This window comes from Desulfitobacterium sp. (assembly GCF_035539115.1).
Classification (GTDB): Bacteria; Bacillota; Desulfitobacteriia; order Desulfitobacteriales; family Desulfitobacteriaceae; genus Desulfitobacterium_A.
Map to the genome: position 1 here is coordinate 1 of NZ_DATLJA010000103.1, position 11833 is coordinate 11833.

Consider the following 11833-nt stretch of genomic DNA (forward strand, 5'->3'; position numbering starts at 1 on the left):
AAAACTCATCAAGTGTTGGGCAATTCCTTGGCCCTGATGTTGTGGACCGACCATCAAGCGATGAATCACCGCGACCTTTGGAGGTGTATAATGCCATTCAAGATCCGCATATTCCGGATCTTGAGATTCATTCAAGACGATACAGCCGATAATTTCTTCTGATCTATTTGAAACTGCAAGAAATAAAGAATGGCTTCTAATATCCTGCAAAAAGACCGCCTTGTTCGGATAAACCTCATCCCATTGGTTAATACCTTGGCTCACCATATGTTCGGAACAGTTTTTACATAAGCTCAAAATCGCATCGATATGTTTTTCCGCAGCTTCAAGAATTTCCATGCTGATTACTCCCTAAGGATGATTTCCTATAACCCCAATGCATATTGATCTTCTCCCATCCGATGGTAGAATGCTCCAACTTTTTAACTAGAATAATTATATATTCTTTTCAATCCATACACTTCCTGCATTGAACCCACATAAAGATAATTTGTTGTTAAGAATGTTTGACTTCTACTCACTTTATGCTATACTAAAGCCAAGCTCGTTGATTGTGGATTTACTAAAAACCTTCTCTATTGCCTAAAGCTCTAGGAAGATGTGAACACTTCCCATTGTAGCGGGTAATAAAAATTTGGGGGTTTTTTTAATGGCTGAAGACAAAATTTTAACATGTAGAGATTGCGGCGCTGAATTTACTTTCTCCGCTTCTGAACAAGATTTCTATGCAGAAAAAGGATTTACGAATGAACCTGGACGTTGCCCAGAGTGCCGCGCTGCTAGAAAAGCTCAAACGAGAAATAATGGCGGCTACAATTCTCGTCCACAACGTGAAATGTTCCCTGCAGTCTGCGCTAACTGTGGAAAAGAAACTACAGTACCTTTCCAACCTTCTGGTGACAAGCCAGTATATTGCCGTGAATGTTACCAACCAAGCACACGTAGCAACTGGTAAAATTCGAACTGAAGCCTTCCTAGGATTTAATTCCTGGGAAGGCTTTTTTATTACTCATATTTGATAATTCCTAACAAATCCTCAGTTCTTTCATTTATAAATTTGTAGGAATCATACACCCCTTGATTGTAGAACTCGAATGATAACTTATCCATTATAAAGTCCAATAATAAACCCGCTGCCAGATCTCCAAGCTCTTCTTCTCTTTCTTTAAGAAAATAGGTTTGAATTGTCCGAACCATATCCTGTCTTTTTTCCTTATTTAATTTAATCTTCTGATCCAAATTACTTCCCTCCGAATTTTCTACTTCACTATAATTATATCGTGAAAGCTGACATACTCCAAAGTATTTGTGAAACACTCCAAAATAAATCAACGAAAATGGGATTTATGAATGTTGAAGGAGTCCTAGTCATCATGTCGAATTTATGGAGAGCAATACCTAAACTTTTTAACCTTAGAGGAGAACCTAATGACCTTGAATAGATCGAACGACAAACTTATCCAAAAATCAGCTCACGTTTTGCAAATCAAAGAGGTTGCGGCGCTCTTGTCCGTCTCCACCGCAACCGTAAGAAATTGGATAAAATCAGGTAGGATCCGGGTTCTCAAGCAAGGCCGCTCCCCACTATTTAATAAACGAGAGATTCTAGATCTTAAAAATGAAATTGAAACCGGTGTTTTTCATCGGTTGAAAAGCAGACGCAATAAACGAGCTATCAAAGGGACATTCATTCCTGCCGAATATGTCAATTCCGAGGAATACGTAGAATTAGCTGAACGGATCCTGCAAGTGGTCAACGAATCTTCATCGGAAATGACTCCCCATCTAATTTTATTCGAAGTCGCCTTAGGTCTATTCGTGAAGCGAGGACGATTCAAAGGTTTACCCCCATTCCCGGATCAAAGTTTGACCGAACTTGCGATTCAAGGTAAGCTTCACCTCGGCAGCTACACTGGCCTTCTCAATCCTCTTTGTGATTTTCGCCAAGAGATTTCTGAAGCTCAATATGAGACTCTCCGGAAGATTCGCCAACTCAAAATTCCGTTTATTCCAGGAGAGGATTTACTCGGCTTGTTGTATATGTCGCTATCTAATCTTGGTCTGCGGAAGAATAACGGGAGTTATTACACCCCCTCAAGTATCGTGGATTCCCTTATGAACAAAAGTCTGGAAGCGTTGTCAGATGTCTCTTTCCCCAAAATAATTGATCCCTGTTGTGGATCAGGGAACTTCCTCATTAAACTCTTTTTAGCAGTCAGGTCTCGTCTTTTAGACAGGGGACTGAGTTTAGAAGAAGCGGAGACGCACCTACTTCAGGATTGTTTAACGGCCTACGATATCGACGAAATGGCCATTACTTTAGCTAAGATTAACCTTAACTTATTGCGAGAAAGCCCTGACAATATGTCAATAACCTACAAAATCGAGTGTCGTAACCCTTTAGCAAACTGTGATCTTAGCTTTGGGCAAACGGATAGTGGCGCTTTTGATTTAGTCATTGGGAATCCACCCTGGGGCTATAGTTTTACGCGCGAAGAAATTGACCTCTTTAAAGATCGGTTTATTACCGCTCAAGCTTCGCTGGAGTCTTTTTGCTTATTTCTTGAGTATGGGCTTAGCCTCTTGAAGCCGAAGGGGATTCTCTCTTATGTTCTTCCCGAATCCTTACTTAACGTCCAACTTCATACTCCGATACGCAAACTCTTGTTAGAGAAAACTCAAATTCTCAATATTCATTTGCTGGGGCAGCAATTTTCCAAGGTATTTACACCGACCCTTACGCTCACCGTGAGAAATTCTGAAACTACCCCAAACCACGAAATCTTGATTGATTGGGAGGATAAAGTTAAATCGATTCCCCAACAGCGCTTCTCTAAAAATGACAGGTATATTTTCAATGTCAAAACATCAAACCACGAAGATCATATTATCGACCACATGGAATCTCTCCCCGGGGTTAAGTTTCTAAAAGGGAATGCCGATTTTGCGCTCGGTATCGTCACTGGCAATAATAAAGAATGGATACTTCCCCAACCGTTACCCGGAGCAGAACCCATCCTCAAAGGAAATGATATATTTAAATATAACTTCTATCCCAGCAAAAATTACATCGTCTTTGAACCCCAGAAATTTCAGCAGGTCGCTCCCGAACAACTTTACCGAGCCCCTGAAAAATTGCTATATCGGTTTATCAATGATAATTTAATCTTTGCTTATGACAACAATCAAACGTTATCACTCAATAGCGCGAATTTAGTAATCCCGAATTTGCCGGGATACTCCATAAAATACATTCTGGCCATGTTTAACTCACGTGCCGCTCAATTCTTCCATACCCTCACCTATTCATCGATCAAAGTCTTGCGTAAGCACATTGAATCCATCCCTATCCCCCCTTGCGACCTGAAGAGACAACAAGAGATCATGGATCGTGTTGACACGCTTCTTAGGACCACGGAAACATCCCTGCGGGCGGACCTCTATGAACAGATTGATGCGCAGGTCATGGAACTCTATGGCTTTAACTCTGAACAGCAAAACGTGATTCAACAAAAATTCGTCAAGGTGAACTTTCTATCGCGCTAATTTCACCCTATTTCCATATCTTCTTCGATATTTAAATGGGGATATAACTTTTTAACACAACTCGGGCAGATATCATGCGTAAATACCGCTTCAGAGTGATCTTCAATATACTTCTCAACCCGGTTCCAGTAGCCCTTATCATCCCGAATTTGTTTACAGGACGCACAAATGGGTATTAAGCCTTGTAACTCGACTACTAAGGAAACATCTTCAATGATTGTGACCGCTAATTTTTGACCCTTATATTCGAAGGGTGAGGAACTGACGAGAACACTCAAAACTTGACCTGACTCAAATTCAGTTTTTTCCTTTGTCCTACGTGTTTCCGTACCTTGGATTGCCTCAAGGGACGTGTTTCTTACAATACATTGATGGCAGTACGGACCAAAGCCACAACCTCTGGGATCATCCTTGTGATGAATACAACCCAACACACTCCCACATCGATGCGAATAGGATTCTTCCTGAGTACAGCCTATAAAATTCCGTGCTGCTTTATTGACTGCATTGACCCTGCACTCGAGATCAAGGACAAAGGTCCAGACTGGGATGGTATCAAATAAGACGCTAATGAAAGACTCTTGTTGTAATAATTGTTGCATGGAATCTTCCCCCTATTCAGTCATGATCGTATATCTCATCATGGGTTTTGCTTTTGACCTTCTTTCAGCGACAACAAATCCAGCTTTTTCAAAAACAGAAGGAATACCTGTCCAGGCAAATGCAGCTGGAATATTATCTCCGTAGGGTACAACTGGGTAACCCTCAATTACCCTAACACCATTCGTTTTACAGTAATTGATGGCACCTTTTAGTAATTCTAGAGATATTCCTTTTCTCCTATACGATTTAGCTAGAAAAAAACAAGTGATCGCCCAAACGGGTTCGTTATCGATTCTTTTCCAGACCCTTGAATTCTCAAGTCTCAGATATACGTCCCGAGGTGCAACTGCACACCATCCAATAGGCTTGTTATCGATATAAGCCAATAGGCCGACTTTTTCTTTCTGCTCAACCAATGTTCGCATGGCCAGTTTATTTTCATTTCCCTTTTGACGCTCAAAATCCGATTTCTTCAACCGCCAGGACATACACCAACACCCACCGCATGCCCCTTTTTCCCCGAATAAAGTCTCGAAATCGTCCCACCGTGTTATATCGAGTGGATAAATTTCTAAGTTCAGTTCTCGATTAGCATAGATCATCATAATCTGCCTCTCTTAATCTTCTAACAGCACTCACACTCTTTTGCTATTTTCATTAAGATCGTGTAATCCTCACCAAATCTACAAATACCCTTGCAGTTTTCCTTCAAGTCCGAAAACAACATATATCTAAGCTTTACACAAGAAAGGTCTTTAAACGAAGGCCTTTTTAGCTGTGCAATGATCTCCTTTTCTCTCGAATCGGGTGCAACTAAGAAGAAGTTATTTTCTCTGTTTTCTAAGGAGGATGCTAGATCAACGAGCCGCAAGATCCCTGAATAAATAGAAGTGGTTTTCTCAATTTCAAAAGCACATTCAATCTGCGCATTTTCACGTCCAACCCAGATCACGTCAATGAGAGAAATGGTTTTGACCACCTCTTGCGGTAAATCCATCTTGGGCAAATCCGGAATAGTAAGGTATTCCAAACTCTTTCCATCGAAAGACTTCGTCCTGTCATTATTCGCCACGAAAACGTCATAACCCAGTTCGCGTCCGATTTCTGTCAATAACAGTTGCATTCGAAGATGTTCGTTTTCCTCATTGATCTCATTTTGAACCTCTTGATGGCGCTTCCTTAAAGCCTTTTGAAGTTTTTCTTTGTCAAATCTCAGTGCCGTTTCCCAGTTTGTGTCTAAAACAATCTTGCCAATACCGACATCGAAAAGGAGTCCAGAAATAGCACCTAAATCTTTAGAAAGCGTGGATTGTAATTCCTGATTTGCTTTAAGTATGGTCTCACGCATCTCTAGGTAATCGGGCCACGAGCCTAACTTCTTCTTTTCGGAAAAAATAGCATTAAACCCTTGGACCATCGCCGTATTAAAGGGTGATATAAGGGTAGGATGAAGGAAATAGAGAATATTAGCCACGGCTGGCCCGAGGCCTTTGATTTTGTAGCCATCGAGTTTAATAATTTCTTTTACTATTTTGTCAGCACTATTTGCCGACAAACATGATTCTAGAAACTGAGCAAAGTACTGTTTGTTCTCTTCATTCTCATAAATATCAGGTATTCGCAGCTTGGGCTTCCAGTAAAACGGATGAGCAGCCCCTCAAATACCTGTTTTTGTTCTGTTATGCAGTTTAACACAAATTCTAAGGGTGAGCCCTTAAAGTCGTTGCCAAAGGACCCGTCTTTAATAGCGGCTATTACGTTAATAACCCCTCGACGAATGGAGCGAAACGCTTTCATCCGCGTCTCATTATCGATAAACCATGTATTATAAACGGATTCAGAATCCTTACGATACTGTTGGACTAGATTAGCCAAATTCTCTGATGACATTAGATTCTCCTCCAATGTTTGTCAGCAAAATCGGATATTGTCCCTCTCCTATTGAGAATTTATATAATGAAATATCTTTTTTTCATTTTCCATTCTATACCTACTTATTCTTTAATATTCATGCAAATTCCTTTTATTTGACTATCCTAAAATGAAAGAGACTAAGTCTACAACCTTCATAAAGGTTATAAACTTAGTCCCCGATTCATTGGTCAACTAAAAAGTTAGTTATACAATTTGTTAATGTACTGCGAGTTAATGTTATTTCTCTAGGCAGTCTTGATACAAGATTGTCTCGCAATCCTATTGACTATGGATGATAATCCAAGCCCTCTGGAGAAATACACCTCTTTATTGCACTTTTTAGCCACTTCTTTAGCATCCCACATGCTGGTATGAGAACAAGCACTCTGAACAATGATTACATAATCAACGTCTTTGATTAATGTCTCCAAATTTCTTTTATTATTCTTCTTTGGTATGCCATCATGAAAATGAATCTCGACCTGGCCAACTCTTTTAAAGATTTTCCCGTATGTATCTTGATTGTGCCCACCTACGATAGCAACCCTCATTTCAACTTACCTCCTTTTATCCTCAAATTTAATGTTATATATAATTACCATACTTCGACGACTACGGTCTTTTCAGCCGGATTTTTTCGTTTTTATCGATCTGGATGACAATTCCGTCCTGTATTATTAACGTAATGGATCCATGTTTCACTGTCTTAATGATGATCAGCAATTCCTCTAACCAGGAAGGTTTGTGTGGCTCTTTATCTGGTTCGTGCATTAAACCTTTTTCTTTAATACTCTACACCTCCAGTCATGTCCATCACATTTGTTATCTAATAGTCTTCCAGTTGATTTAGTTGGTTTTAGGAGTAAAAAAATCCTCTTCATTGAAGAGGATTAATTATTTCAATCTTCCTCTCATCTATCCATGTTTCCATCGCAGGAATTGGCACCGCTGTATTTGAAAAAATACCGGTTGCCGGGCTTCATCGGGCCAGTCCCTCTACCACTCTTGATAAGAAGTAACTCATATTTGGTTGTGAATTTAATTCCAAGTATTCCTATATAATTTAATCAGTATCGATTGAGACTATAGTATTATACAATCGGAGTTTTGTCAATAGCTTTTTCCAATATAACATTAGAAAGCCCATCTCCCCTCTCCCTGCAGAGAAAGATACTTTACTCACGACCTTGGCCGATGTCATTGTGCAAAGCCATTTAGATATTATATATTCAATCGGTATTTCCGAACTTCCAAAAAACTCAGCATATATTTTTTTACGTATACTAAAAAAGTCCGGGTTCGTTCTATCTCGGGGTCGTGAAAGTTCAATGAGAACTATTATTTAATCGTACCGGGTCTACTGGACATGACCACAACTCGATCCCCTAAATAAATCGCTTCATCGATGTCATGCGTGACTAAAATCTTCACTATGCCCTCTGCTGACTTCTGCCACCCCAGCCGCACTCCCGGCGCGGGTTACGAAGTGACTTCGTTAGTGGCAGACCTATCCCGAGTAAGAATATTGTCTTTCTCTCAATGTGCCTACCTCAAATACTCTCTGTAACCTTCGGCAGCAAGGACTTTGTCTTGTCTCGCAAACTCATCCGATTGCTGTTAGCCTCATATGAGATTCTTGTTCCTCAGGTCGAAGATTTGCCGTCGGCCTCCTTCAGATTCCATCTCACGATAGACACCCTTGCCTTGAGCTATGGCTACTACTACCATTCGGGACTTACACCCTAGAGACAACGCCCATGCCGGGCGCACCCCAAAAAAGGGGTTGCCCCATGGGCAGCCCCTTATTGTAATCATCTAATCATCTCAATAAATGCATCTATTCTATTTTGCTGCTGTTCTGGCTGCAGACCCACCAATTCATTCTCTGAAACCAATGTAGGCAATCCCGTCTCACGCTTTACGATATCGCATATAGCTCTTGCTACGGCAGATTGCGTATTGCATCCCCAGTTATACAGGAACAACAGCCCTTGAGCCTTGGATTTTTTAACTTGTTCGATTGTCCATGCTGCTCTCTTTTCTATGCTCTGTTCATATGGATATTCGAGCGTTGCTTTTGCCAGGTTGTAGTATGGATCCCCTTCTTCAGCAACAAGCGTGCTCCCGTGGCTCCAAGAGTTATCTGTTCCTACTACAACAGCGCCGTTTTCCTCAACCCTATAATCATCCAGGTGGATGCAGGAGCCGCAAACAAAAAGCCGTTTAGGGTTATCCACCAAGCCATAGCCTTTTATACCGTTCTTAACTCGTTCCGCTATAGAATCCCGAGCTTCTGTTAGTACATCAAGAGAAGCTTGCGTGTCCGCATGCATTTCAAGCAATCCCATCGTAAACAAGGCACTTCTATCCATCCCGTTTGTCGGCGGCGTCTCTGCCGACCACCAGAGGTCAGCAAGTTCCATCCCAATCCTGCGTCCTTGATTATGCAGTTTGATGGCCGCCTTTAAGTCCTCTTCCGATGTTTCCTTACCTGTAATCTCGTCGAGAGTTTTGACTAATCTTTGTAAATTCTTAACAAAATACTCAATCGCCCACTTCTTCTCAGACTGATGATACATCGGGTAATCCGCAAGAAAAAGCTTGACTTCATCCTTCCGCTTACCGTGCCTGTGGGCCTCAAGGCTGTATGAAATATCAGAACACCTCAGTGCTGAATACGGCGCGACGATATGAATATTCAGATTATCCTCCTGAATATGCTCATAACCAGCAGTATTGCAGGCTTCAAAACTGATGCCTTTATAGGCCCTTTCCTTATCTGTCTTGCGGCCCAATTCCTCTTCTGATACACTTTTCCCGCTTTTTTTACCGCGCGTCCACATATTAACAAGTGCAGGTCTCAATGCAGTCACGCCAGCCGCTGTATACGGATCCACGGACTGCCCACCTTGTATAAAGGCCACCTTCAATCCATTTGCTGTCGCCTTTTCCAGCCTTTCGCTTGAAGTCAGATTTAGATAAGTATTCTTGAGCGCTGCCGGCAACGTTGCATCATCAGAAGCCGTGCTCCCGTAAAACATATTGTCTTCAAAGGCAAACGGGTATTTCTTAGGCGCGATATTTACGAGAAAGTCCCATATTTCTTCAGGTTTAACCACGCTTCCATCGTTAAATGTAATATTATTGCTTTGCAGAAATTGCTCTCTGTATTCTTCAGAATAGCTGATTTTTTTCTTCTTCATAGACTCACCTTCTCATATTGTAAAGTCGTTGTATTTTGTATCATCTCTAAAAATGCCTCTATACGCGTTCTAATGGCTTCAATATCTGAGCCTGCATATTCCGTATGAATTTCAAGAAAAGGTATTTTTCTTTTGGCGAGCACATCTTTTGTTTCCTTGGCTTTAAAGGTATAAGGGTCGCAATAACGAAGCGTGTGATAAATAACCCCTTGTGCATTGAATTCGTCGATTAATTCGAACATTTTTTTAAGTCTTCGATCGGATTGGAGGTCAAGGTAAGGCAATGCACCGTGGGGAGTTCTGTTAAGATAGCCAAGCGCTACTCCTGCTATTGTAGGTTCCTCTATGTTTAGATCAAGATAAGGGATAATGCCCGACCACAAGTCATCTCCGACAATCCTGCCTCCTAATTTTTTGATGATATTGATTAGTTTTCTGTCGCCAGGAGGAATAATACTGCCTGAAATAAATAGTCTTACTTCATTTTCGTCCTCCGTAACAGCCGAATTTTCTTGCAGCGTAATCAATTCGTCAAGGGTTTGCTCTAAAAGAGACAAATATTCCTTCCTGTCAAGAAAATATCCGGCTTGGATAATTTCATATACCTCATCCCAGGTAATAACATTGTTTCTTGATGCCTGATATGCATATATTCTTATAAGCGTTTCTCTTGTTTTATTGTATAAACGGATAGCATCTTCTAATTTACCAGCATCAAGCGTCAATCCCGTTTTTTCTTCAAGCTTGGCTGTAAAATCCTTTGCCTCATTGATAAAGTATTCCTTCGCCTCATCCCAGTAGAAATTGCGGGGAACCCCTAAAACAAAGACGTCTTTTTTGAAATAAAATTCAACGAGTTCGGCCGTCCTGAACGTCTGCAAACATGTTGCATCAAATGCATAGACATCAATGTTCTTAATATAAGGATCTTTGCCTTCATCAATAAGTCCCAAGAGTTCTCGCACATAAACACAATTCCGTGTTGAGATATATCTGGCACCCACTTCTACAAGCTTTTCATCGCCGCCAATTGCTATGCGTATCGGTATGATACCAAGGGCATAAATGATTTCTTCCGGAATATTGTAACCCGACCAGCCTAAAACCTTGACGCCAGACTCTCTGGCTTTTTTTAGTTCATCGGGCCGTTGACTAAGCCGATTTCTGATGATTTGAAGAGTCTCGATCATTATTTTTTTCACTCCTTTGATACAGATCGTAGGCAATCACAGCTGCCCCTATGGCGCCAACCAGTTGCGGATCCTGCTCTGGTTCAACGATTTTGACATTGAGTACATCTTCAAGCGCTTTTCTCATACCTAAATTTTTAGCGACCCCGCCCGAAAAGAAAAGATCACTTTCGATACCAACACGCGCAAACATACCGTTAATTCTATTTGCGATTGCATAATGGATACCGATTATAATATTTTCCGGTTTTTCCCCACGCGCCAAAAGCGAAACTGTCTCTGATTCTGCAAAGACTGTGCAAGTGCTACTTACCGACAGTACTTTTGTCGCTTGCAACGCCAGAGGTCCCAACTCTTCAAGTTTAACTTTAAAGACATTGTCCATGACTTCAAGGAATCGCCCTGTTCCAGCTGCGCATTTATCATTCATAGCGAAATCGGTTACGTTTCCATCCTCATCTAGTCTGATTGCTTTGCAATCCTGACCGCCCATATCGATGATAGTTCTTGTTTGCGGGTGAATAAAGTACGCTCCCCTTGCATGGCAGGTTATCTCCGTAATCGTTTTATTGGCATATGGCGCCAAAATCCTGCCATAACCGGTAGCAACAATGAATTTCAGGTCCTGGCGTTCTAATCCGACACTTTGAAGTGCTATTTCAAGGCCCTTTAAGCCATTTTCCGTACTGTCGAGACCGGTGGGTATGATACTTGATCCTATTATTTTCCCATCAGCGAATATGACTGTTTTGGTCCCGAGGGAGCCAACGTCAACTCCTGCAGTTACAATGATGTTTGACATAGAAAAATCTCCTTCATTATAAATTTTTAATACAGTCCCCTCTTAAAATCTATTTAACAGCATTTTCATAATAACTGTTGTCAACCCAAGTCTTAACATCCACACTGGTTTTGGTTAAACCGTTATTCACAAGAAACGTATTGACATTGGAATAGGTCTGAATCGCCTGATCCGATACGCCCGTTCCAAAGTTCAGGCTCGTTGGATAGAGATAGTCAAACACCTCTCTTGAAAATCCTGATTTCGTCAAAATCGTTTTAGCATCATCCGGATTTTGTTTAGCATAATCGGTTGCCTCTTTAAGCGCTTTGAGAACCCCTACCAGAATATCAGAGTTTGCTTTAGCATAATCACTTTTTACAACAAGTCCATTTGATCCTTTCCATTCCGGATGATCTTTGCAGTCTAAAATAACGGTTCCCTTTTTTTCGAGTACCAATTGGCTGAGGACTCTTTGTTTTCCGCAAGGGCAAAGGACGATGCAAATTGAAAGTATTCGGACACGGCTTATTAAAGTAGCCAGTAAGCTGGTAAAGTCAGGTAGATCCCTATATTTTAAGCTATCTTCCAGTTTC

Annotated in this window: 14 protein-coding genes, 1 pseudogene and 1 riboswitch; of the genes and pseudogenes, 3 read left to right on the forward strand and 12 right to left on the reverse strand. The window is 41.1% G+C overall.

The annotated features are described in order from the left end of the window. Nucleotides 1-339, reverse strand: a 339-nt coding sequence (locus tag VM640_RS16110) for a GNAT family N-acetyltransferase (RefSeq protein WP_325394054.1), incomplete at its 3' end; no start/stop codon positions are given. Nucleotides 340-649: 310 nt separating this feature from the next. Here VM640_RS16110 and VM640_RS16115 point away from each other — a divergent pair. Further along, nucleotides 650-955 carry a zinc-ribbon domain containing protein gene (locus VM640_RS16115; protein WP_325394056.1) on the forward strand — a complete coding sequence of 102 codons (306 nt, stop codon included), beginning with the start codon at nt 650-652 and terminating at the stop codon, nt 953-955. A 50-nt stretch (nt 956-1005) separates the two neighbouring features. Here VM640_RS16115 and VM640_RS16120 read toward each other — a convergent pair whose 3' ends face one another. After that, nucleotides 1006-1239, reverse strand: a complete 234-nt coding sequence (locus VM640_RS16120) for a DUF2164 family protein (RefSeq protein ID WP_325394058.1) — start codon at nt 1237-1239, stop codon at nt 1006-1008. Nucleotides 1240-1428: 189 nt separating this feature from the next. On the opposite strand from VM640_RS16120, the gene VM640_RS16125 reads away from it, so the two are divergent. Continuing rightward, complete coding sequence (locus VM640_RS16125; RefSeq protein WP_325394059.1) at nt 1429-3546, forward strand: TaqI-like C-terminal specificity domain-containing protein; 2118 nt, start codon at nt 1429-1431, stop codon at nt 3544-3546. Between the two features lie 2 nt (nt 3547-3548). Here VM640_RS16125 and VM640_RS16130 read toward each other — a convergent pair whose 3' ends face one another. The 10 genes from VM640_RS16130 to VM640_RS16175 all read right to left on the reverse strand — a co-directional run bounded on the left by VM640_RS16130 (nt 3549) and on the right by VM640_RS16175 (nt 11697). After that, the gene (locus VM640_RS16130) at nt 3549-4148 is read right to left on the reverse strand and encodes a PAS domain-containing protein (RefSeq protein WP_325394061.1); all 600 of its coding nucleotides are present in this window, start codon (nt 4146-4148) and stop codon (nt 3549-3551) included. Between the two features lie 12 nt (nt 4149-4160). Continuing rightward, entirely contained in the window at nt 4161-4754 is a 594-nt protein-coding gene (locus tag VM640_RS16135) for a GNAT family N-acetyltransferase (protein ID WP_325394063.1), read from the reverse strand. A 20-nt stretch (nt 4755-4774) separates the two neighbouring features. After that, entirely contained in the window at nt 4775-5704 is a 930-nt protein-coding gene (locus VM640_RS16140) for a hypothetical protein (protein ID WP_325394065.1), read from the reverse strand. Between the two features lie 8 nt (nt 5705-5712). After that, the gene (locus VM640_RS16145; protein WP_325394067.1) at nt 5713-6039 is read right to left on the reverse strand and encodes a hypothetical protein; all 327 of its coding nucleotides are present in this window, start codon (nt 6037-6039) and stop codon (nt 5713-5715) included. Between the two features lie 269 nt (nt 6040-6308). Further along, a complete protein-coding gene (locus VM640_RS16150) occupies nt 6309-6614 on the reverse strand; it encodes a DUF2325 domain-containing protein (RefSeq protein WP_325394069.1) in 306 nt (101 codons plus the stop codon). Between the two features lie 61 nt (nt 6615-6675). Next, on the reverse strand, nt 6676-6834 hold the full coding sequence (locus tag VM640_RS16155; RefSeq protein ID WP_325394071.1) for a YezD family protein: 159 nt from the start codon (nt 6832-6834) through the stop codon (nt 6676-6678). Nucleotides 6835-6971: 137 nt separating this feature from the next. Further along, nucleotides 6972-7078, reverse strand: a riboswitch (SAM riboswitch). Between the two features lie 796 nt (nt 7079-7874). Beyond that, nucleotides 7875-9266: a 2-hydroxyacyl-CoA dehydratase family protein gene (locus VM640_RS16160; RefSeq protein WP_325394073.1), complete on the reverse strand. Its 1392-nt coding sequence runs from the start codon at nt 9264-9266 to the stop codon at nt 7875-7877. Then, nucleotides 9263-10468 carry a 2-hydroxyacyl-CoA dehydratase subunit D gene (locus VM640_RS16165; protein ID WP_325394075.1) on the reverse strand — a complete coding sequence of 402 codons (1206 nt, stop codon included), beginning with the start codon at nt 10466-10468 and terminating at the stop codon, nt 9263-9265. The genes VM640_RS16160 and VM640_RS16165 overlap by 4 nt, the downstream gene beginning before the upstream one ends. Next, nucleotides 10419-11258 carry an acyl-CoA dehydratase activase gene (locus tag VM640_RS16170; protein WP_325394077.1) on the reverse strand — a complete coding sequence of 280 codons (840 nt, stop codon included), beginning with the start codon at nt 11256-11258 and terminating at the stop codon, nt 10419-10421. The genes VM640_RS16165 and VM640_RS16170 overlap by 50 nt, the downstream gene beginning before the upstream one ends. A gap of 49 nt (nt 11259-11307) precedes the next feature. Continuing rightward, on the reverse strand, nt 11308-11697 hold the full coding sequence (locus VM640_RS16175; RefSeq protein ID WP_325394079.1) for an ABC transporter substrate-binding protein: 390 nt from the start codon (nt 11695-11697) through the stop codon (nt 11308-11310). Between VM640_RS16175 and VM640_RS16180 the strand changes: the two are divergent. Next, a pseudogene (locus tag VM640_RS16180) lies at nt 11690-11833 on the forward strand (transposase); the annotation flags it as partial. The gene VM640_RS16175 and the pseudogene VM640_RS16180 sit on opposite strands and share 8 nt — an antisense overlap.